The 24,287-nt window shown below is 62.5% G+C and carries 25 protein-coding genes and 1 pseudogene; 13 read left to right on the top strand and 13 right to left on the bottom strand.

Features of this window, described 5'->3' with window-relative positions:
• Position 1: 1 nt before the first annotated feature.
• Both IM760_RS15445 and IM760_RS15440 read left to right on the top strand, forming a co-directional pair.
• A complete protein-coding gene (locus IM760_RS15445; RefSeq protein ID WP_204431075.1) occupies positions 2-247 on the top strand; it encodes a FitA-like ribbon-helix-helix domain-containing protein in 246 nt (81 codons plus the stop codon).
• Positions 244-663 (top strand): PIN domain-containing protein, encoded by a 420-nt coding sequence (locus IM760_RS15440; RefSeq protein WP_204431073.1) that lies wholly within the window; start codon positions 244-246, stop codon positions 661-663. Before IM760_RS15445 ends, IM760_RS15440 begins: the two co-directional genes overlap by 4 nt.
• An 8-nt stretch (positions 664-671) precedes the next feature.
• On the opposite strand, the gene IM760_RS15435 is transcribed toward IM760_RS15440, so the two are convergent.
• Genes IM760_RS15435 through katG form a run of 4 tightly spaced genes read right to left on the bottom strand, consistent with a single transcriptional unit; the run spans position 672 to position 4,261 of the window.
• On the bottom strand, positions 672-1,373 hold the full coding sequence (locus tag IM760_RS15435; RefSeq protein ID WP_204431071.1) for a HipA domain-containing protein: 702 nt from the start codon (positions 1,371-1,373) through the stop codon (positions 672-674).
• Positions 1,330-1,755, bottom strand: coding sequence for a HipA N-terminal domain-containing protein (locus IM760_RS15430; protein WP_204431069.1), 426 nt, complete (start codon positions 1,753-1,755; stop codon positions 1,330-1,332). Before IM760_RS15430 ends, IM760_RS15435 begins: the two co-directional genes overlap by 44 nt.
• Positions 1,748-2,068, bottom strand: coding sequence for a helix-turn-helix domain-containing protein (locus IM760_RS15425; protein WP_204431067.1), 321 nt, complete (start codon positions 2,066-2,068; stop codon positions 1,748-1,750). Before IM760_RS15425 ends, IM760_RS15430 begins: the two co-directional genes overlap by 8 nt.
• A 24-nt stretch (positions 2,069-2,092) precedes the next feature.
• Entirely contained in the window at positions 2,093-4,261 is a 2,169-nt protein-coding gene (gene katG / locus IM760_RS15420; RefSeq protein WP_204431065.1) for a catalase/peroxidase HPI, read from the bottom strand.
• Positions 4,262-4,468: 207 nt separating this feature from the next.
• Here katG and IM760_RS15415 point away from each other — a divergent pair, with 207 nt between their 5' ends.
• Positions 4,469-6,106, top strand: coding sequence for an FAD/NAD(P)-binding protein (locus tag IM760_RS15415; RefSeq protein ID WP_204431057.1), 1,638 nt, complete (start codon positions 4,469-4,471; stop codon positions 6,104-6,106).
• Here IM760_RS15415 and IM760_RS15410 read toward each other — a convergent pair.
• Positions 6,086-6,370 (bottom strand): hypothetical protein, encoded by a 285-nt coding sequence (locus IM760_RS15410; protein ID WP_204431056.1) that lies wholly within the window; start codon positions 6,368-6,370, stop codon positions 6,086-6,088. The genes IM760_RS15415 and IM760_RS15410 overlap by 21 nt on opposite strands.
• A 93-nt stretch (positions 6,371-6,463) precedes the next feature.
• Here IM760_RS15410 and IM760_RS19035 point away from each other — a divergent pair, with 93 nt between their 5' ends.
• Together IM760_RS19035 and IM760_RS15400 are read left to right on the top strand one after the other, a co-directional pair.
• Complete coding sequence (locus tag IM760_RS19035) at positions 6,464-7,039, top strand: TetR/AcrR family transcriptional regulator (RefSeq protein WP_204431055.1); 576 nt, start codon at positions 6,464-6,466, stop codon at positions 7,037-7,039.
• Between the two features lie 75 nt (positions 7,040-7,114).
• Complete coding sequence (locus tag IM760_RS15400) at positions 7,115-7,519, top strand: PaaI family thioesterase (protein ID WP_204431054.1); 405 nt, start codon at positions 7,115-7,117, stop codon at positions 7,517-7,519.
• Positions 7,520-7,553: 34 nt separating this feature from the next.
• On the opposite strand, the gene IM760_RS15395 is transcribed toward IM760_RS15400, so the two are convergent.
• Positions 7,554-9,740, bottom strand: a complete 2,187-nt coding sequence (locus IM760_RS15395; protein ID WP_204431053.1) for an OsmC domain/YcaO domain-containing protein — start codon at positions 9,738-9,740, stop codon at positions 7,554-7,556.
• A gap of 459 nt (positions 9,741-10,199) precedes the next feature.
• On the opposite strand from IM760_RS15395, the gene IM760_RS15390 reads away from it, so the two are divergent.
• Complete coding sequence (locus IM760_RS15390; protein WP_204431052.1) at positions 10,200-10,628, top strand: DUF2231 domain-containing protein; 429 nt, start codon at positions 10,200-10,202, stop codon at positions 10,626-10,628.
• 1 nt (position 10,629) lies between these two features.
• On the top strand, positions 10,630-11,934 hold the full coding sequence (locus IM760_RS15385; RefSeq protein WP_204431051.1) for a PQQ-dependent sugar dehydrogenase: 1,305 nt from the start codon (positions 10,630-10,632) through the stop codon (positions 11,932-11,934).
• Positions 11,935-12,202: 268 nt separating this feature from the next.
• On the opposite strand, the gene IM760_RS15380 is transcribed toward IM760_RS15385, so the two are convergent.
• From IM760_RS15380 to IM760_RS15370, 3 genes are all read right to left on the bottom strand, one after another.
• Positions 12,203-12,544, bottom strand: coding sequence for a hypothetical protein (locus IM760_RS15380; protein ID WP_204431049.1), 342 nt, complete (start codon positions 12,542-12,544; stop codon positions 12,203-12,205).
• A 58-nt stretch (positions 12,545-12,602) separates the two neighbouring features.
• A complete protein-coding gene (locus tag IM760_RS15375) occupies positions 12,603-13,037 on the bottom strand; it encodes a hypothetical protein (protein WP_204431047.1) in 435 nt (144 codons plus the stop codon).
• 213 nt (positions 13,038-13,250) lie between these two features.
• Complete coding sequence (locus tag IM760_RS15370; protein WP_204431045.1) at positions 13,251-13,529, bottom strand: DUF3601 domain-containing protein; 279 nt, start codon at positions 13,527-13,529, stop codon at positions 13,251-13,253.
• A 366-nt stretch (positions 13,530-13,895) separates the two neighbouring features.
• Here IM760_RS15370 and IM760_RS15365 point away from each other — a divergent pair, with 366 nt between their 5' ends.
• From IM760_RS15365 to IM760_RS15350, 4 genes are all read left to right on the top strand, one after another.
• Complete coding sequence (locus tag IM760_RS15365) at positions 13,896-14,462, top strand: sigma-70 family RNA polymerase sigma factor (protein ID WP_239549887.1); 567 nt, start codon at positions 13,896-13,898, stop codon at positions 14,460-14,462.
• A complete protein-coding gene (locus IM760_RS15360; RefSeq protein ID WP_204431043.1) occupies positions 14,450-15,367 on the top strand; it encodes a FecR domain-containing protein in 918 nt (305 codons plus the stop codon). Before IM760_RS15365 ends, IM760_RS15360 begins: the two co-directional genes overlap by 13 nt.
• Before the next feature lie 242 nt (positions 15,368-15,609).
• Complete coding sequence (locus tag IM760_RS15355; protein WP_204431041.1) at positions 15,610-17,937, top strand: TonB-dependent siderophore receptor; 2,328 nt, start codon at positions 15,610-15,612, stop codon at positions 17,935-17,937.
• Between the two features lie 13 nt (positions 17,938-17,950).
• Positions 17,951-19,141, top strand: a complete 1,191-nt coding sequence (locus tag IM760_RS15350) for a PepSY-associated TM helix domain-containing protein (RefSeq protein ID WP_204431039.1) — start codon at positions 17,951-17,953, stop codon at positions 19,139-19,141.
• On the opposite strand, the gene IM760_RS15345 is transcribed toward IM760_RS15350, so the two are convergent.
• Positions 19,138-19,695: a hypothetical protein gene (locus tag IM760_RS15345; RefSeq protein WP_204431037.1), complete on the bottom strand. Its 558-nt coding sequence runs from the start codon at positions 19,693-19,695 to the stop codon at positions 19,138-19,140. The genes IM760_RS15350 and IM760_RS15345 overlap by 4 nt on opposite strands.
• A 120-nt stretch (positions 19,696-19,815) precedes the next feature.
• Between IM760_RS15345 and IM760_RS18930 the strand changes: the two are divergent.
• Positions 19,816-20,344: pseudogene (locus tag IM760_RS18930) on the top strand (helix-turn-helix domain-containing protein); the annotation flags it as partial.
• Between the two features lie 74 nt (positions 20,345-20,418).
• Here IM760_RS18930 and IM760_RS15340 read toward each other — a convergent pair.
• The 3 genes from IM760_RS15340 to IM760_RS15330 form a co-directional block, all read right to left on the bottom strand.
• Complete coding sequence (locus IM760_RS15340; RefSeq protein WP_204431035.1) at positions 20,419-21,648, bottom strand: hypothetical protein; 1,230 nt, start codon at positions 21,646-21,648, stop codon at positions 20,419-20,421.
• 446 nt (positions 21,649-22,094) lie between these two features.
• Positions 22,095-22,799, bottom strand: a complete 705-nt coding sequence (locus IM760_RS19130; protein ID WP_204431033.1) for a toll/interleukin-1 receptor domain-containing protein — start codon at positions 22,797-22,799, stop codon at positions 22,095-22,097.
• 580 nt (positions 22,800-23,379) lie between these two features.
• Positions 23,380-23,685, bottom strand: a complete 306-nt coding sequence (locus IM760_RS15330) for a hypothetical protein (RefSeq protein WP_204431031.1) — start codon at positions 23,683-23,685, stop codon at positions 23,380-23,382.
• A 376-nt stretch (positions 23,686-24,061) separates the two neighbouring features.
• Between IM760_RS15330 and IM760_RS15325 the strand changes: the two genes are divergently transcribed.
• Positions 24,062-24,235 carry a SymE family type I addiction module toxin gene (locus IM760_RS15325; protein WP_204431029.1) on the top strand — a complete coding sequence of 58 codons (174 nt, stop codon included), beginning with the start codon at positions 24,062-24,064 and terminating at the stop codon, positions 24,233-24,235.
• Positions 24,236-24,287: the final 52 nt, after the last annotated feature.

The raw sequence follows: 24,287 nt of genomic DNA, 5'->3' as shown, positions 1-24,287 counted from the left end.
GATGAGCACCCTGACCGTCCGCAATCTCGATGACGACCTGAAACAGCGCCTGCGGCTGGAAGCCGCCCGGCACGGCCATTCCATGGAAGAGGAAGTGCGCCGGATCCTGCGCCGGGCCCTCAGCGAGCCGGCGCCGGAACAGGGCCTGGGCAGCCGCATCCGTGACCGCTTCGCCGCCTATGACGGCCAGGAGCTGGAGCTGCCCGAGCGCCGCGACCCGCCGCGACCCGCGGACCTGGAACCGTGATCGTCCTCGACACCAATGTTTTGTCGGAGCTGATGCGGCCGGCGCCGAACCCGGTGGTGGTGCACTGGCTGGACCGGCAATCGGCCCGGGACGTGGGCACCACCAGCATCACCGTGGCGGAGATCCTGTACGGCATCGAGCGGCTACCCGCCGGCCGTCGGCAGCGCACTCTGGCGATGCTCGCCGCCGAACTGTTCGACCAGGAATTCAGCGGGCGCCTGCTCACCTTCGATGCCCTGGCCGCCAGCCACTACGCGCAGAAGATGGCCGAAGCGGAACGCAACGGCACCCCGGTGAGCATGGCCGACGGCCAGATCGCCGCCATCTGCGAGACCCACGGCGCCACCCTGGCCACCCGCAACACCAAGGACTTCGAGCCCCTCGGCGTGCCCCTGATCAACCCCTGGATCTCGTAACACCGCTTCTACAAACGGCTGGCAGTGGCCAGGTCCTCATGTTCGAAGGCGCTTTCCATGCGCTTGATTTCAGCAGCGGGAGCGCCGCGCTTTCTCGCCGCATCACGCCACCCCTTACAGGCTTTGGCCACTTCCCGAATGCACGCATCCGCTTCCGCCGGTTTGAGGGAAAATTCGTCCGCCACGGAGCGCAGCAGTTCGATGGAGCAGGTGCCGTCATCCAGATCGATGTTGGTGGCCAATACGCGGGCTTTCATATCCTGGGGCGTGGGGTTGAGGTCATAGGCCGGCGACAGGGACCAGCCGGCCCTGCCTTGCCACAAGAATCCGTGATTGCGCAGATGATCGTCCACATTGGAAACCAGGATGGAAAACGCCACTCGCCGGAACAGTTCCTGGCGATCCTCGCGGGCGCTCGCCCCTTGCTCGGCAAGAGCATCGACGATCTCCAGATAGCTGCCCCGTTCGCCATCCCGGTGCTCGGTCATCGACATGGCCGACAGGAAAGGAATCCGCTCATCGCCGTCGCGGTCGAATCGGCGGGACAACAACACAGGCCGCCCGGCCACTTCATACAATTCGTGGTCGGCCGCGCGGATCCCCGCCCGAGCCGCGAGGTCCAGGGCGATGGCTTCCCAGCGTTCCAGGGAATATTCGTCGGTTTCCTTAGGGAATTTGGCGATCGCCAGCCGGCCGTGCTGATCGACCACGGACGCCTTGGGGCGGGCGCCCCCCAGCGAAGAGCCGGGTCAGATCCGAGACACCGAGCAAAAAGTCGGTCTCGTGAAGGGGGCGCACCGCCCGGCCTTCCCGTTCCGCCGCGCGCCGTTCCCGGCGGCGCATCAGCATGCGGCCCCAAGTGTCCGGCGCGGAATCGCCCAGGGTGCCGAACATTTCCGCGCCCGCCGGCGGGCGGAACAGGCCCGGCCCCACCTGCAGCGCCGGGTCCATGGAAAAGCGGTCGTCCGCCGCCAACCATTCCGGCGCGTACTCGAAGGTCACCGTTTCCCGGCCCCGGCTGGCATGGCGGCGCAGCAACCCCACTCGACGATTCCGGCGCCGCCAATCCAGAAACACCTCGACGTTACTCATCCCGGCCCACCCTCGGGCGCGGCGATGAGGCCCGCTGGCGCAGCGATTCCCGGCTGATCTCAAGCCCTTGGGGGTCCCCGGCGCTGTCGGCCAGGTCCGCCAGCCGGGGCAGCATGCCCAGGGCCTGCAGCACACCGGCCAGAATCGCGACGCTCACCGCCGTATCCCCCTTCTCCAAACGGGTCAGAGTGGCGCGGAAAGTCGCGGCGCGCTCGGCCACGATTTCCATGGACAGGTTACGGCGCAGGCGCGCTTCGCGGATATCCTCGCCCAGTTTCCGCAAGGCTCGGCGGGCCGCCGGGGGTGATGTCACTCCCGGGGTCCCGCCGGGGATGGATCAGAACCGGCCCAGGTCCATGACCTTGGCCCAGGCGGCCACGAAGTCCTTCACGAACTTGCCTTCCGCGTCGTCGGCGCCGTACACCTCCGAGAGGGCACGGAGCTGGGAGTTGGCGCCGAAGATCAGGTCGAGCCGGGTGGCGGTCCACTTGAGCTTGCCGGTGGACCGGTCGCGGCCTTCGAACAGGTAGTCGTCGTCCTCGGACACCGGCGCCCAGGCGATGCTCATGTCCACGACGGTCTTGAAGAAGTCGTTGCTGAGCGTTTCCGGGCGGTCGGTGAAGACGCCGTGCTCGGAACCGTCGTAGTTGGCATTGAGCGCGCGCATGCCGCCCACCAGCACGGTCAGTTCCGGGGCGGTGACGGTAAGCAGCTGGGCGCGGTCGATCATCAGATGCTCCGCGTCCACGGTGGCTTTCGCCTTGCGGTAGTTGCGCATGGCGTCCACGAACGGCTCCAGGTACTTGAAGGAGTCCACGTCGGTCTGCTCCAGGGAGGCGTCGGTGCGGCCCGGGGTGAACGGCACCGTCACCTTATGGCCGCCGCTCTCCGCGGCTTTCTCCACCGCCGCCGCGCCGGCCAGCACGATCAGGTCCGCCAGCGACACTTTCTTGCCACCGGAGGCGGCGCCGTTGAACTCGCTCTGGATGCCTTCCAGCGTGTTCAGCACTCTGGCCAGATTGTTGGGGTCGTTCACCGCCCAGTCCTTCTGCGGTGCCAGTCGCACCCGGGCGCCGTTGGCGCCGCCGCGCATGTCGGAACCGCGATAGGTGGACGCGGACGCCCAGGCGGCTTTCACCAGATCGGAAATGGACAGGCCGCTGTCCAGGATCCTGGCCTTGAGGGCGGCGATGTCCTGGTCGTCGATCAGGGCGTGGTCCACCTTGGGCACCGGGTCCTGCCAGATCAGTTCTTCGTTCGGCACTTCCGGGCCCAGGTAGCGTTCGATGGGGCCCATGTCCCGGTGGGTGAGCTTGTACCAGGCGCGGGCGAAGGCGTCGGCGAAAGCTTCCGGGTTCTCGTAAAAGCGCCGGGAAATTTTCTCGTAGGCCGGGTCGAAGCGCAGCGACAGGTCGGTGGTGAGCATGGTGGGCTTGCGCTTTTTGCTCTTGTCGTGGGCGTAGGGAATGTCCGCCACGGCGTCCTTGGCCACCCACTGGTAAGCACCGGCCGGGCTCTTCTCCAGCTCCCATTCGTGGCCGAACAGGTTCTCGAAAAACAGATGGGACCATTGCGTGGGTTTTTGCGTCCAGGTCACTTCCGGGCCGCCGGTGATGGTGTCGTCGCCGAACCCGCTGCCGTGGCGGCTGTGCCAGCCCAGGCCCATGGACTCGATGGGCGCCGCTTCCGGCTCCGGCCCGATCAGCCCCGGGTCACCGGCGCCGTGGGTCTTGCCGAAGGTGTGGCCGCCGGCGATCAGGGCCACGGTTTCCTCGTCGTCCATGGCCATGCGGCCGAAGGTCTCGCGGATGTCGTGGGCGGCTTTCACCGGATCCGGCTCGCCCTCCGGGCCCTCCGGGTTCACGTAGATCAGCCCCATGGTGGTGGCACCCAGCGGGTCCTCCAGGTCGCGTTCGCCGGAGTAGCGCTTGTCGGTGCCCAGCCAGTCGCTTTCCTGGCCCCAGTAGATGTCGGTCTCCGGCTCGTACAGGTCCTCACGACCGCCGGCGAAACCGAAGGTTTTAAAACCCATGGATTCCAGCGCCACGTTGCCGGTGAGCACGATCAGATCGGCCCAGGAAATCTTGTTGCCGTATTTTTTCTTGATCGGCCACAGCAGCCGCCGGGCCTTGTCCAGGTTGACGTTATCCGGCCAGCTGTTGAGCGGCGCGAAGCGCTGGGTGCCGGTGCCAGCGCCACCCCGACCGTCGCCCAGCCGGTAGGTGCCGGCGCTGTGCCAGGCCATGCGGATAAACAGCGGCCCGTAATGGCCGAAATCCGCCGGCCACCAGTCCTGGGAATCAGTCATCAGGTCGGTCAGGTCTTTTTTCAGCGCCGCCAGATCCAGGCTCTTGAACGCCTCGGCGTAGTCGAAGTCCGCGTCCATGGGGCTGGTCACCGGCGCGTGCTGGTGAAGGATGTCGAGGCGCAGCTGGTTCGGCCACCAATCCTGGTTGGTGGTGCCGCCGCCAGCGGTCTGATGAAAGGGGCACTTGCTCTCGGTCATGATTATTCTCCCTGTTTGGTGGCCGTTGCAGTACGGCGAAGCCTTTATAAGAAGTACCGCTTTGCTCCCTATCGATCCAATACACGCTATCAACGAAAGTGATAGCTTTTGTCAGCGGCTGTTGCTTGACGTAAATGCGGACCCGCCGCTTGGCCCGGGAAGGTAAAATCCTTGGTAACCGTCTGGACAGCGCCAGGCGGCGCACCCATGCTCATTCACCCGATGGTCAGCGAGACGGAACTCATGCGGCGCATCGCCCTGATTGGCGCGGGACCGACCGGCCTGTATACCCTGGCAACGCTGATCCACGGCGACGCCCCGCTTTGCATCACCCTGTTCGAACAAGGCGACCAGGCCGGCGTGGGCATGCCCTACGACGAGCACGCCAACCACCGGGCCATGCTCGCCAATATCGCCAGCATCGAGATCCCGCCACTGACGCGGAGCTATCTCGAGTGGCTGCGCGCACAATCCTCCGGCTTTCTCGCCGACTATGGCGTGGACAAGACCGGTCTCCATGAGCGGCAGTTTCTGCCCCGGGTGCTGCTCGGCCATTACTTTCGCGACCAGTGCCTGGCGCTGGTGCGCGCCGGCCGGCACCGTGGCCACCGGATCACCGTGGAGGAACGATGCCGGGTGCTGGATCTGGCCGCCGAGGCCGATGGCCTGCGTCTTTGGACCGATCGCCACCGGGCGCCGCTGGCGTTTGATCGCGCGGTGATCGCCACCGGCCATGTGTGGCCGTCGCCGGCGTCCGGCAACCGCGCCTACTTTCCCAGCCCCTGGACCGGCCTGATCGACGCCGACCTGCCCGCCGCCGAGGTGGGCGTGCTGGGCACCTCGCTCAGCGGCATCGACGCCGCCCTGGCGGTGGCGGTGCAGCACGGTCATTTCGAGGAACAGCCGGACCACCCGGAGCACAGCCTGCGCTTCCGGGTGAACGCCGGCAGCGAAGGCCTGCGCATCACCCTGATGTCGCGGACCGGCCTGCTGCCGGAAGCGGACTTCTACTGCCCGATCCCCCATGAGCCCCTGCAGGTGGCCACCGAGGCCCGCCTGGACCAGGAAATCGAAGCCGGCGCCGAGGGGCTGCTGGACCGGGCTTTCGACCTGATGGTCCAGGAACTGCAGCGGCAGGACCCGGCCTGGAGCGCGCGCCTGGGGCTGGAGGAACAGAACGCGGACACCTTCGCGGGCGCGTATTTCGAGGAGCGGGCACAGCGCAATCCGTTCCACTGGGCGCGCCACAATCTGGAGGAAGTGGAACGCAACAAGCGGGCCCGGCACACGGTGCCCTGGCGCTATGCGCTGTTGCGGCTGCATGAGGTGATGGAGCCGATCGCGCCGCATCTTACGGAAGCGGACCGCCAGCGATTCGACGCCGGCCTGCGCAAGGTCTTCGTGGACAACTACGCGGCGGTGCCGCCGGAATCGATCCGCCGCCTGCTGGCCCTGCGCGCCGCCGGCGTGCTCGACCTGCGGGCCCTGGGCCGGGACTATCGGATGGACGTGGGCGAGGAAAGCACCCGGCTGTGCACCGACCAGGGTGAATACCGCTTCGCCGTGGTGATCAACGCCCGTGGCCAGAAACCGAAGGACCTGACCGACCTGCCGTTGCCCACCCTGCGGCGGCAGCTGCTCGACCACGGCGGCCCGCTGCCGCCCCTGGCGGAGGATTACAGCCTGCGGGTGCCCGCCATCGGCGGCCACCGCATCGCGCTGGCGGCGCTGCCGTTTCTGATGCACCACCGCCCGTTCGTGCAGGGCATCGAGGCCTGCGCGGAGATCGGCCGCGCCGTGGGCCGTTCGGTGATCGAGGCGCCGCTAGTTCAGCATCCCCTGTGACAGGCCGTACCAGATCGCGGAGATGATCAGGCCACCCACATAGCAATTGATCACCACGGCGTACTTCGGCAACTGAAAGAAGCCGAAGTGGTCCTTCACGTTGCGCAGGAAGAAGCTGCCCACCAGCACCGTGCCGATCACAATTCCCAACGGAAAGGAGCGGTGCAGAAACGCCGGCACCAGGGCAAAGGCGAAACCGCCGTAGAGCAGCAGCGCGCCCAACAGGTCGGTTTTCCAAAGGTGAAAATCGTCGTGCTGTTTCATGGAGGGGGTACTCACGGACGGGAAAGGGCCTTCCGGGGCCGCCGGATTGTGTCACCATACAGACTGGTCTACCGCTTTTCGATGGAGTGCGTCATGGCAGCCCGCCCCAAGCACCGGGACAACCTGGTCCACACCGCCGCCCGCCTGTTCCGCCAGCGCGGCTACGCGGCCACCGGCGTCAACGACATCCTCAAGGAGGCCGGGGCGCCCAAGGGCTCCTTCTACCACTATTTTCCCGGCGGCAAGGAAGAGCTGGGCGCGGCGGCCATCCGCCACGCCGGCGCCCTGGTCACCGGCACCCTGGAGCGGCTGGCCCTCGCCCACGGCGGCCCCGGCGAGACCCTGCGTGCCTACGGCGTGCTGCTGGCCGGCTGGCTGGCGGACTCGGAGTACCGGGACGGCTGCCCGCTGGCCACCACGGTGCTGGAGGTGACGCCGCAATCAGCGCCGATCACCGCCGCCGCCGAGGAAGCCTACGACCACTGGCGCGGGACCCTGGCGGCGATCATCGCCCCGGAGGACGCCCACTCGGCGGCCGCGCTCCGCCTCGCTTCCCTGACCGTTTCCGCCCTGGAGGGCGCCCTGATCCAGGCCCGGGTGGCGCGCAGCCCGGCGCCGATCCGGGAAGCCTGTGATCAGCTCGCCGCCCTGATCGATACGAACCGCTGAGGCGGCCCGCCGACGGGGCTGGACCCGGCCGCAAAATTATATAGACTGGTCTACATCAAATTATGGGAGCTTGTTATGTCCGCCGTCCCCGAAGGCTTTCAGCCGCACCCGCGCAAAAGCGGATTCACCGCCCCGTGGGAACCGATCTATCAACGCCCCCATGAACAGGGCCTCAGCCTGGGCCTGCGCGCCGGTGACGCCCACGCCAACAGCCGGGGCTTTGTCCACGGCGGCCTGATCTCCACGCTCTGCGATAACGCCATGGGGCTGAGCTGCGCCGGCGCGCTGGGCGGCATCAAGGGGCTGGTGACGGTGAACCTGAGTATGGATTTTCTCGGCACCGCCCGGGTGGGTCAGTGGCTGGAGGTGCGGGCGTCGGTCACCCGCACCGGGCGCACGCTCAGCTTCGCCGAGGCGCGGGTGTTCGCCGACGACACGCTGTGCGCCCGGGGCAGCGGGGTGTTCAAGGCACAGCTCTAGGCCGGGGCGATTGCCCGGCCGATGGCTCGCCGGGTCAGCCCGCCACCGCCGCGGCGCGGGCGGCGTGGAGTTTTTTGTAGCTCTCGATCAGGCGCAGGTGGCGGTCCAGGCCCTCGAGCTGCAGGTTGGTGGGGGTGAGGCCCGGGAAGCGGACGGAGCCGTCCACCGCGCCGACCACCTCCGCCATGGTGTCGTCGCCGTACATCCGACGCAGGTTGGTGAGGTAATCGTTCAGGTCCAGTTCATCGTCCAGGGTGATTTCCAGCACCGCGCTGACCGCGCGGTAGAACAGGTTGCGTTCCACCGTGTTGTCGTTGAACTGCAGGAACGCCTCGGTGCGCTCCAGGGCCTCGTCGTGCTGGCCCAGGGCCAGATTGATCAGCAGTTTCAGCTCCAGCACGGTGAGCTGGCCCCAGACCGTGTTTTCGTCGAACTCGATGCCGATCAGGGTGATGATGTCGGTGTAGTCGTCGATCTGGCTTTCTTCGAGACGTTCGAGCAAATCCGTTAACTGGCCGTCGTCGAGACGGTGCAGATTGAGGATGTCCTCGCGGTAGTCCAGCGCCTTGTTGGTGTTGTCCCAGACCAGGTCCTCCACCGGGTAGACCTCGGAATAGCCCGGCACCAGGATGCGGCAGGCCGGCGCGCCCAGCTCGTGGTAAGCGGCGGTGTAGACCTCCTTGCCCAGGTCCTCGAGGATGCCGAACAGGCGCTCCGCTTCTTCTTCAGTAGTGCCGGAGAAATCCCACTCGTGGAACGCCACGTCCGCCTTGGCGCTGAAGAAGCGCCAGGACACCAGGCCGCTGGAGTCGATAAAGTGCTCCACGAAATTGTTCGGCTCGGTCACCGCCAGGCTGTTGAAGGTGGGCGCCGGGAAATCGTTGAGCCCCTCGAAACTGCGGCCCTGCAACAGCTCGGTGAGGCTGCGCTCCAGGGCCACCGCCATGCTCGGGTGGGCGCCGAACGACACGAACACGCCCCCGGTGCGCGGGTTCATCAGTGCCACGCAGGCCACCGGGAATTGCCCGCCCAGGGAGGCGTCCTTGACCAGCACCGGGAAGCCCTGGGCCTCCAGGGCCTGCACGCCTTCCACCAGCTTCGGGTATTTCGCCAGCACTTCTTTCGGCACGTCCGGCAGCGCCAGCTCTTCTTCGATGATCTGTTTTTTCACCGCCCGTTCGAAGATTTCGGACAGGCACTGCACCTGGGCCTCGGCCAGGGTGTTGCCGGCGCTCATGCCGTTGCTGAGAAACAGGTTCTCGATCAGGTTGGAGGGGAACCACACGGTCTCGCCGTCGGAGCGGCGCTGGAACGGCAGGGCGCAGATACCGCGATCCACCCGGCCGGAATTGGTGTCGATCAGGTTCGAGCCTTGCAGCTCGCCGTCCGGGTCGTAGATCGCCCGGCAGTGGTCGTCCAGGATCTCCGCCGGCAGCGCGTCCCCGGGGCCGGGCCGGAACCATTGTTCGTTGGGGTAATGCACGAAGTCGGCGTTGGCGATCTCTTCGCCGAAGAACTGATCATTGTAGAAGAAGTTGCAGTTCAGCCGCTCGATGAACTCGCCCAGAGCGGAGCACAGGGCGCTTTCCTTGGTGGCGCCCTTGCCGTTGGTGAAGCACATGGGCGAGGCCGCGTCGCGGATGTGCAGCGACCAGACGTGCGGCACGATGTTGCGCCAGGAGGCGATCTCGATCTTCATGCCCAGGGCTTCCAGCGCCCGGGTCATGGTGGCGATGGTCTCCTCCAGCGGCCGGTCCTTGCCCTCGATGAACGTGCGCGCCTCGCCGTCCACGCCGGCCATCAGCAGGGCCTGGGCGTCCTCGTCCAGATTGTCCACGGTCTCGATCCGGAACTCCGGCCCGGTCTGCACCACCTTCTTCACCGTGCAGCGGTCGATGGAACGCAGGATGCCCTGGCGGTCCTTGTCGGACAGGCCCTCGGGCAACTCCACCTGGATGCGGAAGATCTGGTTGTAGCGATTCTCCGGGTCGACGATGTTGTTCTGCGAGAGGCGGATGTTGTCGGTGGGAATGTCCCGCGCCTTGCAGTACACCTTCACGAAATAGGCCGCGCACAACGCCGACGACGCCAGGAAATAATCGAACGGACTGGGCGCCGACCCGTCGCCCTTGTAGCGAATCGGCTGGTCGGTGACCACGGTGAAGTCGTCGAATTTGGCCTCCAGGCGGAGGTTGTCGAGGAAGTTGACCTTGATTTCCATGGGGGCACAGCCAGTCGGGGAAGCGAATGCGCGCCATTATCCAGATTTTCCCCCCAACCGTCGCCCACCGGGGTCGGACCACGGTTACCCACTGATTCCTAAGGATTTACCGCTTTTTTCAGGGGGCTCCCGGTCCTCAAAAGGCGTTTTTCCAGGTCATAAATGGAGGTTTAGAGAAGGAGGGAGCCCCGTGCCAGCGGCCTGGGTTAAGGGGCGAATTTGACCCAAGAAAATGCCCCGCCAAGGCGTTAAAAGCTGCTTTTTCAGGCCGCTTAAGCCCAGGAAACAACGAGTTAGCGTGGTCCGACCCCGGAGTGGGTAACCCCGGAGTGGGTCACCCGGATGAATGTAAAGATTGGTCAAAATGGTTGGGGTTGGCCGGTCCGGTTCTTTTCGCGTTCACGACGGGTCTGGAAGATGCGGGGCATCGGGTAATCTTCAAAGGACTTGAGAACCGCCATGGTCGACACACATCGAACGACGCACGGGCGTGCGCTGCATCCGCTGCACGCCATTTTGCTTGCCTTCCCCTTGCCGTTGTTTCTGGGTGCGCTGCTCAGCGATTGGGCCTACTCCACCAGCTATCAGGTGCAGTGGACCAATTTTGCCTCCTGGCTGATCGCCGGCGCCCTGCTGGGCGGTGGCTTGGCGCTGCTGTGGGCGCTGATCGAATGGGTGATCAGCGGGCCGGCCCGCACCGCCAGGCACGCGGTCTATTTCCTTGTGCTGCTGGCCATGTGGGTGCTCGGCTTTATCAATGCGCTGGTGCACGCCAAGGACGCCTGGGCGGCCATGCCCGCCGGATTGTGGCTGTCGGCGATTGTGACGGTGCTGGCCCTGGTGGCGAGCCTGGTCGGCTACTCAGGCCTGCGTGGAGGAGTGAAATAACATGCGTTACGCCATCCCCCTGCTGTCGCTTCCGTTGCTGTTCTCTCTGACCGCCTGCGGCGGTGAGAACCAGGTCGAGCCCGCCGAACAGCACGGCGCCAACCCCACGCTGCCGGAGCCTCGGCGCGGCCTGCTGCCGAACATGAACATCTCCGAGCCCGCGGAATGGGGCGATGAAAAACCCTCCGCGCCGGACGGCTATCAGATCGAGGCCATCGCCACCGATCTGAAAATTCCGCGCCAGACCTTGGTGCTGCCCAACGGCGATATCCTGGTGGCGGAAGGGTCCGGCGGCAACGCACCGGCCCTGCGCCCCAAGGACTTCATCGCCGGCTTCATCAAGAAGCAGGGCAAGAGCGAGGCGGACAGTGGCGATCGCCTGACGCTGCTGCGCGACGCCGACGGCGACGGCCGCTACGAACAGCAAGGCGTGTTCGCCGATAACCTGAACGCGCCCTACGGGCTGGCCCTGATCGACGACCGCCTGTACGTAGCCAACCAGGACGCGCTGGTGCGCTTCGACTACGAAGAAGGCCAGACCCGGGCCAGCGGCGCACCGGAGAAAGTCACCGACCTGCCGGCGGTGATCAATCACCACTGGACCAAGGCCATGACCGCGGGGCCGGAGGGTCGCTTCCTGTACGTCGGTATCGGCTCCAACAGCAACATCGGTGAGCGGGGCATGGAAGTGGAAGAAGACCGCGCCATGGTCTGGCAGATTGAAGCCGAAACCGGGCTGCACCGCCCCTTCGCCACCGGCCTGCGCAATCCCACCGCGCTGGCCATCCAGCCGGACACCGGCGAACTCTGGGCGGTGGCGAATGAACGGGACGAGATCGGCCCCAATCTTGTCCCGGATTATCTGACCTCGGTGAAGGAAGGGGCGTTCTATGGCTGGCCCTACAGCTACTGGGGCCAGAACGAGGACACCCGGGTTAAACCGCCGAAACCGGAGATGGTCGAGCGCGCCATCAAACCGGACTACGCCCTGGGCTCCCACGTGGCGGCGCTGGGCGTGGATTTCTCCAACTCGCGGATGGGCGAGCAGTTCGCCGAAGGCGCCTTCGTCGGTCAGCACGGCAGCTGGAACCGCAGCGATCCGGTGGGGTTCAAGGTGGTGTTCGTGCCCTTCCAGAACGGCGAGCCCGCCGGCGACCCGGTGGACTTCGCCACCGGCTTCCTGAGCGAAGACGGCAAGGCCCGCGGCCGCCCGGTGGGCGTCACCGTGGACCCGGAAGGCGCCGTGATCATCGCCGATGACCTCTCCAACACCATCTGGCGCGTCACCCCCACCGCCCAAAACTGACCCACCCCACCGGCCCCGGGGCGGCCCCGGGGTCGGACCACGGCAAGTAATTGATTTATATAAATTTCATTCGTTTTTTCAGAGATAAAAGGCCCTTAGCTGACGTTTCAGGCCACTCAAAACGGCCTCTAAGACAGCTGGAGCAACCGTAGAACGCCGGTTTATCGCCCTGAAATCACGCCTCTAAGGACTAATCCTGCCGTTTTTGGGCGCACTGAATTAATATTAATCAATGAGTTACGGTGGTCCGACCCCGACTAGTCCCCGACTAGTCTCCGATGCGGCTCCAGGATTCGAACGGGATCTCATGCTCCTCCAGGAAGCTCCGAAGCCCCGCCGCGTTGGCTCCGCTGAAGCGCTTCTTGAGCAGGGCCAGGAGATCGCCGCGGCTGCCGAGGGCCCGCCGCAGGCAGTCCACATCCGGCGCCTTGACCGTCCATACCCACTCGTATTCAGCGCATCCAAAGGCTTTGCGGACACTCTGGCCCAGGTCCTGGCCCTCGAAGACCAGGTCGCCATTTTTCTGGAGTGTCGCACCGAGAAAACGATAATCCTCCGGGGTACGCTCTTCGCGCAGCGTTACGCTGTTCTTTCTCGATCTGCCAAACATTGGCAACCATCCCAGACTGAAAAACCGGCAAGCTTTCCGCTACCCGCCGGGCCCCGCCCTAGGCGGCGGCGAAGCCCGCCAGCAGCACCAGGAAACCACCGATCTCGGCAATCACCAGAGCCCACATAAAGGTCATCATCATCCTCGGGGCCAGGGTCCAGCGGCCAAAAGCGTGCGGCTTTTGCAGCTGATTGCGCGTGTCCTTGAGCAGGCCGTGCAGAATATAGCTGCCCACCGCCAGCGCGAAAAACAGCACCGACGCCAGCACCGCCAGCACGTTTACCCATTCCGGCCACACACTGAGCGCGGCGAAACGTTCCAGCACCAGGCAGGCAAAGGCATACATCAGGCTGGCGCGGTGGGCCGTGTCCACGTAGTAATGCGCCCGGGCCCGCTCGCTGCCTTCGATCTGGACGTATTTCCAAACCCCGGTCAGCAAACCGGTCAGAAAGAACAGCCCGCAGCTCCACAGCGCCAACATGCTCGCGGTCATGGCATACCCCCGTTGTCATAAAGCACGCACTATGTCAGCAACGCCCAGGTGCCTCCATGGCCGCCGGGCGAAGCCCGGCGGGGGCCGGGGTCGGACCACCCTGCTAAGCCAACAAACATCGCACAATAAAACCCGAAACTCCGTTAAATCAAAAACTTATGGTGGTCCGACCCCAGCCTGCCCCTTACAGTGATCCGACCCCGGCCCAGGCCTTCACGATAAGGGGCTCAGGTAGGCCCCCAGTTGTTCGATGATATCCTGCTGCTCCTCAGGATGAAGTTGCAGGCGAATCTGTTCTTCGTGCCCTTCTCGTCTAACAAACAACGACAGGCCATCGTGATAGGGCACAAAGTTGGCGCCGAGGAACTCAAAGGTCTCTCCTTCCTCATGGCATTGGCCGTCGTAGTCCCGGAAAGCGCGCGCCACCCGGTAACTCTGCCCGGCCTTGAGATGCCGATACTCCCTATCCTGTTTATCGAGCCAATCATTCATCGAGCAGGCCCCTCGGGCCCCTCGGGTCGGACCATCGTTACTCATTGATTTCAAAGCATTCTCTTGGAATTTCGACGTCTTTACGAGCGTTAGCCCGCGTTTAATGACCCCATAAATCACTTCTAAGCAAAGTCTGTGGCCCGAAGCCCGCGTTAAAGGTATCGATTGACCCGTGAAAGTACCCTTTTAAGCCGTCCGAAACCGAGCCAGAGAGCACAAAGATCTATTAAATCAATTGGTTATCGTGGTCCGACCCGCGCCGCACCCGCGCCGCATCGGTTCCTTGGGTCCCTAGCAGCACGAGTTGCGCCCTTTCAGTCTTTAATTGATAATCACTCTCAACTATAAACACACCCTCCGAAACCTATGTCCGGCGCCGCCACCGACATTCAGCCGTTGTTGCCCGGCTCCCAGCGGGAGCTGGGCGAGCTGTATGCGGCGCATCATGGCTGGTTGACGCATTGGCTGCAGGGTCGGCTGCGTTGCCCCCACGACGCGGCGGACCTGAGCCAGGACACCTTCCTGCGGCTGATTCTGGGCGAGCAGTCGCTGGAGGCGCTGCGCGATCCGCGTGCCTATCTGATGGTTATCGCCAGCCGGCTGATGATCAATCGCCACCACCGCCGGCAGGTGGAAGAGGAAGCGCTGCGCCAGGTGGCGATCCTGGTGGAGACCCGGGACGATCGGGGCCCGGCGGAGATCGCCGCCGCCCAGAACCTGCTGGTGACGGTGCTCCGCCTGCTGGTGGACGAGCTGCCGGAGAAGCCGCGCCGGGCGTTTCTGATGGCACGGCTGGAGGGCCTGACCTACCGGCAGATCGCGCGCCGGCTGTCGGTGTCCGAGAGCAGCGTCAAACAGTACCTGGCCAAGGCCTTCGCCCACTGCCACGCGCGCCTCTACGACAGCCTGGCGGAGGCGCCGTGTCCGAGTTGAACCGCATCCGCCAACAGGCCGCCGAGTGGGTGGTCGCCCTGCAAACCGCCGGCGCCGACGAACGCGCCCGCCTGCAGACGGAGTGCGACACCTGGCAGGCCAAGGACCCGCGCCGCCGCCAGGTGCTGGAACAGATCCAACGGATGTGGCGAGCCACCGACGCCACCGCGGAACGGCGCCGCCGGCGCCGGCGGCAAGCCACCGGTCTCGGCGCCGTGCTGCTGCTGGTGCTGGCCGGCGCGCAATTGCCCTGGGCCTACTGGGGCGCCGACTACCGCACCGCCGCCGGGGAGATCCGCACCCTGACCCTGCCCGACGGCAGCCAGGTGGTGCTCAACAGCGGCAGCGCCATCGACCTGAATTACAGCGACACCCGTCGCACCGTAAAACTGATACGCGGCGAGCTGCTGGCCACCGTGGCCAAGGCTCCGGACCGCCCCTTCCAGGTCGCCACCCGGGACCTCACCGCCACCGCCCTGGGCACCCAATACAGCGTGCGCCTGGACGACGGCTTCACCCGGGTGGCGGTACAGGAATCCACCGTGGCGGTGGCGCCCCGGGACGGCGGCGACGAACTCAAGCTCACCGCCGGCCATCAGGCGGACCTGAACCGCCACGGCGTCCTGAACCGCGCCGGCACCCCACGCCAGCGCCCGGACTGGGCCGACGGCCGCCTGGGCTTCAGCAAGGCGCCCCTCACGGAAGTGGTCGACCGCCTGGCCCGCCACCGCTCCGGCCTGCTGACCCTGGACGACGCCCTCGCCGCCCCGGACGCACCCCGCTTCACCGGCGTGCTCCCCGCCAACGACAGCGATGCCGCCCTGGCCCTGCTCGCCGACACCCTCAACCTGGAGGTGCGCTACCTCACGCCCTGGTACGTCACCGTCCGCCGCCCGTCGCCGTAACCCCGCAACGGGAATCTCCCTGAAAACGCTTTGAACCCTCCGTAGGAGCGACTGGGCGGCACTCCGCTTCAGTCGCGATAAAGCCGCCCGAGGTGAACCCCTATCGCGACTGAAGTCGCTCCTACAGTTCGCTTCCGGCGCCACCTCGAAACGGAAAAAAATTTTTCCGCCACCACTGCCCGATGGGCTCCGCTGCTTTGTCTTCATAGGTAAAGACACCGCGCATCCCTGCTGGAGCCCCCATGATTCGCTCACAAAAACCGAACACCGCGAAGGCGCCAAAGGCGCTATTGCTGCTTGGCTTGCTGACCCCGCTGCTCACCGCGCCGCTGCTCACCCAGCCCGCCCGGGCGCAGACCGCAACCACGCAGACTATCAACCTCCCCGCCCAGCCCCTGGACCAGGCAGTGATCGATCTGGCCCGGCAGACCGGGCTGGCCATCGGCGGCGATGCTTCGCTGCTGGAGGGCAAGCAGGCGCCGGCGCTGAGCGGCGACTACACGCCGGCCCAGGCCCTGCGTGCCCTGCTGGCGGGCAGCGGCGTCACCGCCGTGCGGGTGGAGAATGGCTACCGGCTGGAAGCGGCGCCGCAGGAAACCAGCGAGAGCAATACCCTGGACGCGGTCTCCGTGTACGGCCGCCAGAAGAACGACACGGTGGAAGCCATCCCGCAAAGCGTCAGCGTCTACGACCGGGAAAACTTCGAGCTGGCCCAGGCCAACGCCGTGGGCGACATCGTGCGCCTCACCCCCAGCGCCAACCGGTCCGGCTCCGGCCGCGACATGTTCGCCGACGACTTCCTGATTCGCGGCTTCAACGCGGAGCAGTCCGTCAACGGCCTGGGCTTCCGCCAGACCGACCATCCCACCGACCTGGCCAACGTGGAGCGCCTGGAAATCCTCAAGGGCCCGGCCTCGGTGCTGTATGGCCAGATGGAGCCGGGCGGCACCATCAACGTGGTCACCAAGCAACCGCTGGATTACTACCAGGCGGAAGTGAGCGCCGAGTACGGCCGCTACGATTACCACCGCGCCACCCTGGATGTGACCGGCCCGCTCAACGACCGGGTGCGCGCCCGCCTCAACCTGGCCCACCAGGACAGCAACGCCTCCATGGACTACTGGGGCTACGAGCGCCTGTTCGTGGCGCCCAACGTGACCATGGACCTGAGCGACACCACCAACCTGACCGTAGAAGGCAGCTACTCCGCCAACGAGTGGACCGCCCTGCCCGGCGGCGCCCCGGCGCAAGGCGCCTTCGAGCCCAACCCCAACGGCGACTACAGCGACGACTTCAACGTAGCCTGGAAGGACGCCTCCACCGAGCGGGACTCCGTCTACCTGAACGCCCGCCTTACCCAGGCGCTCACCGACACCATCGACGCCCGCCTGAGCTACGCCTACACCCGCAACAGCGCGGAGTGGAAGGAATACGGCCCGCTCGGCCTGGCCGCGGACTTCCGCACCCTCAACCGTCTGGTCTTCGCCAGCGACGACGCCAAACAAACCGACCACGAAGTGATCCTGGATCTCAGCGGCGAAACCACCCTGGCCGGCCAGACCCATCGCTTTATCGCTGGCGTGAACTTCCGGGAATCCGACAGCACGCGGCCCACCCAGTTTTATCTGGTGACCCCTATCGACCTGTATGACCCGGTCTACGGCCCCATGGACCTGAGCACCAAAGCCCGCGACCGGGGCTTTATCCAGACCGACCGCATCCTCGCCGGCTTCGTCCAGGACCGCATCACCATCGCCGAGAAATGGACCCTGCTCGCCGGCCTGCGCTACACCGACGCGGAGCAATCCCAGAAAACCACCGACTTCATGGCCGGTGACGCCGTCACCCGCGCCGAACTCGGCGAAACCGCCTGGACCACCCAGCTCGGCCTGGTTTACGACCTCACCGACAGCACCTCGCTCTACGCCAGCCGCAACGAAGCCTTCGTGCCCAAACAAGGCACCACCTCCGGCCGCCAGCCCTTGAAAGCCGAGGAAAGCGTGCAATACGAAGCGGGCGTGCGCGTCACCGCCGGCCGACTCAACATCAACGCCGCCGGCTTCGTCATCGACAAGGACAACATGCCCATCAGCGACCCGCTCAACGCCGGCTTCCTGGTGGCCCAGGGCAGCGCCCGCTCCCAAGGCGCCGAGCTCACCGTGGACGGCTACGCCACCGCCAACCTCTACCTGAGCGCCGGCTACGGCTACACCGACACCGAAGTGCTGCGCACCGACGACAAGACCCTGGAAGGCAACCGCTTTATCAACGTGCCCCTGCACACCGCCGCCCTGCAAAGCCGCTACTACCTCAACGCCGTCACCGGCCTGAGCCTGGGCGGCACCGTCGCCTACGTGGACGAACGCCCCGCCAACGCGGACAACAGCGTCACCCTGCCCGCCTACACCCGCGTGGACCTGGGCGCCTACTACGCCGTCACCGACGCCCTGCAACTGGACCTGCTGCTCAACAACGTCACCGACGAGGAGATCTTCTCCCCCGGCTCCTTCGACGGCGTGATCCGCGAAGAAGGCCGCACCTACCTGGCGCGCGTGAAATACTTGTTTTAATGGGTCGCGCTGAATGAAGATGCGCCAGCGGCTGGTGCTCCTGCACCGCTACGTCGGGCTGGTGATGGCAGGCTTCCTGATCATCGCCGGCCTCACCGGCGCGCTGCTGGTGTGGTATTACGAGCTCGACGCCCTGATCAACCCGCACTGGCTGCAAATTGAGCCCCCGGCGGCGCACAGCGCACCGCTTTCGCCCTTCGCCCTGCGCGACCAGGTGGACGCCGCCTACCCGGACGCCAACGTCCACTGGATGATGCTCGCGCCCCCGGACGCCCACAGCCCGGTGCGCTTCTTCCTCAGCGCCAAACCGGGCGCGCCGGCGCTGCCGATCGACGAAGTGTTCGTGAACCCCTACACCGGCCAGATCCTCGGCGGCCGCCTGTGGGGCGACCTCAGCCAGGGCGTCAGCAACCTGATGCCCTTCGTCTACCGCCTGCACCACTCCCTGGCCCTGGGCACCATTGGCACCTGGATCTTCGGCGTCATCGCCCTGCTCTGGACCCTGGACTGCTTCGTCGGCGCCTGGCTCACCTTCCCCCCACCGCGCCGCCGCGACGCCCGGCACCGCCCCCGCCGCTTCTGGACACGCTGGGCCAAAGCCTGGCGCCTCCGCTGGCGCGCCGGCGGCCACAAACGCACCTTCGACCTGCACCGCGCCGGCGGCCTCTGGCCCTGGGCCCTGCTGCTCGTCTTCGCCTGGAGCGGCGTCGCCCTCACCCTCTACGACCAGGTCTACCGCCCCACCACCGGCCTGTTCCTCAGCTTCCAGGAAGACCCGCTCGACGCCGTGCCCGCCCAGGCCAACCCCAGCGAACAACCGCCCATCGGCTGGGAACCCGGCTACCACGCCGCCCGCCAACACCTGGAGGCCCTCGCCGAGGACCGCGACCTGACCATCCACGCCCTGGAACGCTTCGCCTACACCCCACACAAGAACGCCCTCAAACTGATGGCGCGCACCAGCAGCGACGTGAACGAGCGGTTCGGGGAAACCTGGGTGTATGTGGATGCGACGGACGGCGCACTGCTGGGCCACTACCTGCCCACTGGGGAAGCGGCGGGGAATACGGTGACGACCTGGCTGACCAGTTTGCATATCGCGGCGGTGGGTGGGGTGGGTTATCGGGTGGTTGCGACGGTGTTGGGGTTGGTTGTGATTGTGTTGAGTGTGACTGGGGTGATGGTTTGGTGGCGAAAAGTCTAGGCGTATAAAACAAGATATGCAGCCAAAGCTGCAGTTGTTACAAGCATAACACTGGCCAATCCTTTCCCATTAAAATCCCCATTGGATGACGCCAGAGAAGCGACCAAGAAATAGATCAAAACGCAACACAAACCAAAGACCACCACCGCCAACAAGAGAGCCAGCCCCTGATACTGGGAGAACAAGAGGGAATACAAAGCTGCGAGCACTCCGTATCCAAATAAAAAGCAGATCAAAACTGCGATTATCTGCCTACATCTGAATTCACATTCCAGCGCCCATCGACGCCAAAAACTCGCACCTTTTTCACCAACGAGAACAGCGACAGAACTGAAGAATCCCGTCACAACCATAAGAAAAGCAAGAAAATCAGCAGACAAAAAACCTGCAAAAACATTAACAACCCACGGTGATTGATTTTCCGCCTGAAGACCATAAAAGTAGTTTAACAACTGAAATAGGGCCACCACCGCACCAGAAAGAGCAAAAAACGGAAAGTTACTCCTTACTTCCACGTATAAATTACCCAACACCCTCAAATCGTAACCACGCATAGTCTTTCCCTTTTCTGTGTAGTGGTGGTATTCACCTGACAGTCCACCGCGCCTAGAAGCGGTACCCCCGGGTTAAAGAAAGCGTTGGCCGACGTTATCTACAACCTGAAAGGAGTGGATATGACCTCCGATGAGAAAGTAGCACGGCGCAAGCTCAGCCTGCTAGAACTGGCCCAGGATCTAGGCAATGTCTCCAGGGCCTGCAAGGTAATGGCTACTCCCGGCAGCAGTTCTATGAAATCCGGCGGAACGTCCAAACCTATGGCTCTGAGGAACTGATTGACCGCCGTCCTGGTGCTCCCGGCCCTCCCCCAACCGGGTCAGTGAGGAGATCGAGGAAGCCGTTCTGACGTATTGTCTGAAGGAGCCCACACACGGCTGCCTGAGGGTGGCTCAATCACTGGCACTGGAAGGCATTACGGTGTCTTCCATGGGCGTCCGCGGCGTCTGGACCCGGCAAAACCTTCAGACAAAACACGAGAGACTGATGCGCCTGGAACAGGCCACCCGGGAGAAGCGGGTGGAACTCACCGAACGCCAAGTCAGGCTCCTGGAACGCTTCAGCCCGGAGTTCAGGGAGCGACACATTATTACCAAGCACACCGGGGAGCTAGTGGCCGTGGACACCTTCTACGCCGGACAGCCCAAAGAGCTAAAACCCCAACAGCCAGACCAACCAGGACCGGAAGCCATAAAAGGCCAAACCAAATATTTAATCCGTCATCATTTTTTATCTTTACCGAGAGCATTCAGAATAGTAAACCCACTTCGCTCCTTCTCTGAATTCACCGCAGGATTAACCTTAAATGCATCCAAATTAATCTCTAGGAGCTTAAGCTTCATTGCCCCTGCACCATCCACACCCAAATTCTCAAGTTGTTCGATTTCTTCTTTATATCGCTCATACGACTTTGCCAAGGCCTCTTTATGCGAATATTCTTGTTCGAGCCGGGAAAACTTATTCAGATTCAAGTTCGCAATCGTAGCAACCCATATAAGAGGGGCATTAATCAAAAGTTTAAACAAGAAAGTATTCCAGGTAATATTTATAAAGTCAGATTTGTCAAACAAATATAAATTAATGAAAAATATAGAGGCCACTATAATAACGAAGACGGAAAGGCTAAAAAAACGCCCCTGTTTTGCTTCTTTTCCTTTAACAACGAAACCGCCGGCCAAACCCGCCTCGCTTGATAAATTTATAACAGACCTAGCCTTCCCTTCGATTTCCTTCAAACCATTTAAGCGGTCATCGAGGTCATCCTTTAACGACTTGATACTTTTCTTTTCGTTCCCATAAACCTTGTCATAAAACCCATCAATCTTCTTTATCTTGCTTTCGAACTCCTGCACTTTACTAACTTCCTCATCGCGCGAAACGAAATACTCGTTGTAGAGTTCCTCTATTTGGTCTATCTCTCTTTGCGCGGCTTCAAACTTATTATTGCCATCTTCATCTCGATCGACCAAGAGGTCGTCATGTGAGTCCAGGATGTCCTTGGCGGCATTTCTTACCTTTTCGACCAGCACTTCACCGGCTTCATCTTCAGAGAATAGGTCATTGTAAAACCCAACCAATTCCGCTATTTTTTTCTTAAGTGAACCAAGTGTTTCTTCATTTGCAATCGATAAAATTTTATTATAAATCGAACTTCCTTCTTCGTCGTCTTTTAGAATTCGATCTACTTCTGAAATAGCCGACAACGCGTATTCCAGTTTTTCCTTTATCTGCAAGGTGTCCTTAACACCCAATTCCAGCTCTTTCCTCTGATCATCAATCTTCCCCATTTCTTCCTGAAATAGGGCGTTGAGAGCGTATCGTCTATCATGAATATCGACTATGTCGTTCCGAAGCGAATACTTGCTGCTAAGACAATCATTCAGCTCCCTTAACTCCTTCAACCCCGCCTTAAGCTTTTGCGCATCTTTATCTTTCAATCCAAGAATCCCCATAGAGCACACTCATTTGTCAGGCCTGAAGGATAATATACATACTGATATAGCAGACACCAAGCCAACTGGCGGCACCAAACTTCAAAACTCTAATAACCCATTTATAGATTTAGCAACCAGCAACCTTCACCGATACGAGCGACGGACATTTATCGGCACCAGGGCCGCTCTGAGAGACATCTTTAGGTTTCGCTTCCCCATAACCGCGAAAGGAAGAGCCACGCAAGGCGATGAGAAATGAACACTCTTTCATCCCGCCGCCGACAAGATTTCGCCCCCCCCCCCTATAAAGCAACTAATCTAAAGACGCCCCACTTACTTGCAGCATACCCTACCCCAATATCATTGCTTATAGTCTTTCTTCTTTTATAAACTTTATTTACTTCCTTGAACAAGGAAGGTCGACTAAACAAGCGCATCTAAACGACGAACTATGGGCAATTGAACTAGAGCGCGACCAACTCGGCAATCTTGGTTGCAACGTCTGCCATCGGTTCTTCTTTAGTGCTTAGACCGCTTCGCGAGCCTAGCAGGGGACTAACCTCGCGGAGATCCTCGTAAGTCGTGTCATGTACGATGGGAACAAGCAAGTCACGCGCCAAGAGAGCTGAAAGCTCTTTGTCGGCGATACCCTCTCCTCGGAGGCGGCGCAGCAGCGCGGGGGTGACCAGCACAATTCCAACTCTAGAGTTAGCCAGCCCCTTGTCGATTTCGCGGAGCAGACTCGTACCGAGGGCTACGTCTTTCTCGCTAAACCAGACCGAAATATTGCGTGACTCGAGCAGATCGTGCAGTTCCTTGGCGGCCCCTCCTCGGTCGTCCCATGCATGACAGAGAAAGACATCTCGGCACACAGGCAGTGGCGCTCGGTTCTCCACGCTGCGGCGGACCGGCGAGAGAGCCCGAACTTCAGCCGGCGTGTACGACACGGACGATCCGGCTGGCGACCAACTCGGTCTTGCACTTCTGCTAGATCCACCGACACTGCTTCGCCCTCCGCCACTACTCCCCGATGAGAAATAGGACGACGGAGAGTACGACCCGTAGCCTCCATAACCACCATAGCTGCCGTACCGGCCACTGCATGCGGGGCAGGCAGCTGCACCGCTCGCCGTGCGATGTCCCTGTACTGGTGCTGTGCATCTAGCCATGTCGTTGTCCTCCGAGTCGTAATCGCTCTTCCCGAATAGAGGGAAAGCGCAGCGCGGCCTCTATTGTCTTGAATATTCGTTAAGCTAGCACTCGATCCCCAAAAATTAAAAACGTGATCGACATCACAGTCAACACTTGTTTACGGCTGTCGCGAAGGCACAAAAGAGGATCAAAGAAGTATTTTAGGGAGCCGGAATTCACTAACGCATAGAGCTGCGCTGTTCCAAATCAACCCCAACGCCTTAGAGCCGCCACCTCTTCCGGCCCACATATAGAGCCGAACGTCTCCAACAATCTCCGAATTGGCTCGGGACCAGACTTCCAAACCGCACGAAAACGCCAGGTACTCCCCGGCTCAGGGCCGCGACCTGCGAATCCACACCCTAAGCTGCCTCTCCTACCTCCCACATAAGAACGTCCTCAAAACTGATGGCGCGCACCAGCAGCGGATATGGACGAGCGGCTCGGGAAGACCTGAGTGCATGTGGATGCTACCTACGGGGAACCGCAGGGCTACTACCGGCCCACCGGGGGAAGCGGCGGAGGCCAAGCCACAAGATCAGCTGTCGAGCAACCGACCTAAAACAGCCAGGTCCCAACCGTATAGAGCCCGATCAGCATCAGCGCGACGGCGAGCACAACCATTACAACGAGGATACCAGTACCAAAGCTCGAACCGACCTCATCGGGCTTTTCGAAGAAGGCCGGGCTGAGACATTTCACGCCAAGGTAGTCCCCGAGATCTTCCCGTCGAGCCTCGCCATTCTCGATAGCCGCCTCGCAGGCGGCTATAAGGTTACGCAGCCCAGCCTCATCCCCGACGAGATACTCCTCATGCTCCGCCCAATCGCTACCATCTTTTAAGTACGGACTTCCTGCCTTCATCTTTATATTTCCCTCCTTCCCCTATCTATCGACCGAGCGGCGGCGATGAATGACGCCGCGAGCGCCATTAAGCGTAAGCAATAGTTTAAACATGTGTAAGAGAAAAACTCTCTAGGCTTTTAGGGAACTGGCCGCATTGACAGTACCGCAAATCGAAGTACACTTTCCCACAAGGAGCGTCGAAACTCCCACAAGCGGGCCTCACCGCACCCCGAACCAACCGCGGTATTTTTGTGCCTGAAAACCGGCCTGTAAGGGTCGGGAGGTCTGGGGAATACAACACCTTCGGGAAATACCCAGAGCAGTTCTTGTGGCTGTTTCGAACCTCCTGACCACCCATTGCTTTTAATTCGAAATAAGCACAAGGAGCAACACCATGAAACAACGCAAACTGAAAGTCCGCAAAGGTCACTGGGATTACACGCTGAAAAGCGAGCCTTATAGCGGCAACCGCATCACGCCATTCCTTCTTCTCAAAGGTACCTGGCTGGAGCAGGCCGGGTTCAACATCGATACGCCTGTGTCGGTATCCGTTGAAAATGGTCGGTGACCTTTCCCCCAAGTTAGCACCATCTGATCGATGAGATTTCATCAGATTACGC

This window comes from Alloalcanivorax marinus (assembly GCF_016906305.1).
GTDB classification, from domain to species: domain Bacteria; phylum Pseudomonadota; class Gammaproteobacteria; order Pseudomonadales; family Alcanivoracaceae; genus Alloalcanivorax; species Alloalcanivorax marinus.
Note: the sequence above shows the minus strand (reverse complement) of the source record. Positions and strands in the feature narration are given on the sequence as shown.

Excerpts from the sequence above, each read along its gene's own strand:
- katG (WP_204431065.1), bottom strand. The coding sequence starts at position 4,261 with ATGACCGAGAGCAAGTGCCCCTTTCATCAGACCGCTGGCGGCGGCACC.
- IM760_RS15430 (WP_204431069.1), bottom strand. The coding sequence starts at position 1,755 with ATGAGTAACGTCGAGGTGTTTCTGGATTGGCGGCGCCGGAATCGTCGA.
- IM760_RS15350 (WP_204431039.1), top strand. The coding sequence starts at position 17,951 with ATGAAGATGCGCCAGCGGCTGGTGCTCCTGCACCGCTACGTCGGGCTG.
- IM760_RS15445 (WP_204431075.1), top strand. The coding sequence starts at position 2 with ATGAGCACCCTGACCGTCCGCAATCTCGATGACGACCTGAAACAGCGC.
- IM760_RS15355 (WP_204431041.1), top strand. The coding sequence starts at position 15,610 with ATGATTCGCTCACAAAAACCGAACACCGCGAAGGCGCCAAAGGCGCTA.
- IM760_RS19130 (WP_204431033.1), bottom strand. The coding sequence starts at position 22,799 with ATGGCTAGATGCACAGCACCAGTACAGGGACATCGCACGGCGAGCGGT.
- IM760_RS15340 (WP_204431035.1), bottom strand. The coding sequence starts at position 21,648 with ATGGGGATTCTTGGATTGAAAGATAAAGATGCGCAAAAGCTTAAGGCG.
- IM760_RS15325 (WP_204431029.1), top strand. The coding sequence starts at position 24,062 with ATGAAACAACGCAAACTGAAAGTCCGCAAAGGTCACTGGGATTACACG.
- IM760_RS15400 (WP_204431054.1), top strand. The coding sequence starts at position 7,115 with ATGTCCGCCGTCCCCGAAGGCTTTCAGCCGCACCCGCGCAAAAGCGGA.
- IM760_RS15390 (WP_204431052.1), top strand. The coding sequence starts at position 10,200 with ATGGTCGACACACATCGAACGACGCACGGGCGTGCGCTGCATCCGCTG.
- IM760_RS15370 (WP_204431045.1), bottom strand. The coding sequence starts at position 13,529 with ATGAATGATTGGCTCGATAAACAGGATAGGGAGTATCGGCATCTCAAG.
- IM760_RS15410 (WP_204431056.1), bottom strand. The coding sequence starts at position 6,370 with ATGAAACAGCACGACGATTTTCACCTTTGGAAAACCGACCTGTTGGGC.
- IM760_RS15365 (WP_239549887.1), top strand. The coding sequence starts at position 13,896 with ATGTCCGGCGCCGCCACCGACATTCAGCCGTTGTTGCCCGGCTCCCAG.
- IM760_RS19035 (WP_204431055.1), top strand. The coding sequence starts at position 6,464 with ATGGCAGCCCGCCCCAAGCACCGGGACAACCTGGTCCACACCGCCGCC.
- IM760_RS15380 (WP_204431049.1), bottom strand. The coding sequence starts at position 12,544 with ATGTTTGGCAGATCGAGAAAGAACAGCGTAACGCTGCGCGAAGAGCGT.
- IM760_RS15385 (WP_204431051.1), top strand. The coding sequence starts at position 10,630 with ATGCGTTACGCCATCCCCCTGCTGTCGCTTCCGTTGCTGTTCTCTCTG.
- IM760_RS15345 (WP_204431037.1), bottom strand. The coding sequence starts at position 19,695 with ATGCGTGGTTACGATTTGAGGGTGTTGGGTAATTTATACGTGGAAGTA.
- IM760_RS15375 (WP_204431047.1), bottom strand. The coding sequence starts at position 13,037 with ATGACCGCGAGCATGTTGGCGCTGTGGAGCTGCGGGCTGTTCTTTCTG.
- IM760_RS15415 (WP_204431057.1), top strand. The coding sequence starts at position 4,469 with ATGCTCATTCACCCGATGGTCAGCGAGACGGAACTCATGCGGCGCATC.
- IM760_RS15395 (WP_204431053.1), bottom strand. The coding sequence starts at position 9,740 with ATGGAAATCAAGGTCAACTTCCTCGACAACCTCCGCCTGGAGGCCAAA.
- IM760_RS15330 (WP_204431031.1), bottom strand. The coding sequence starts at position 23,685 with ATGAAGGCAGGAAGTCCGTACTTAAAAGATGGTAGCGATTGGGCGGAG.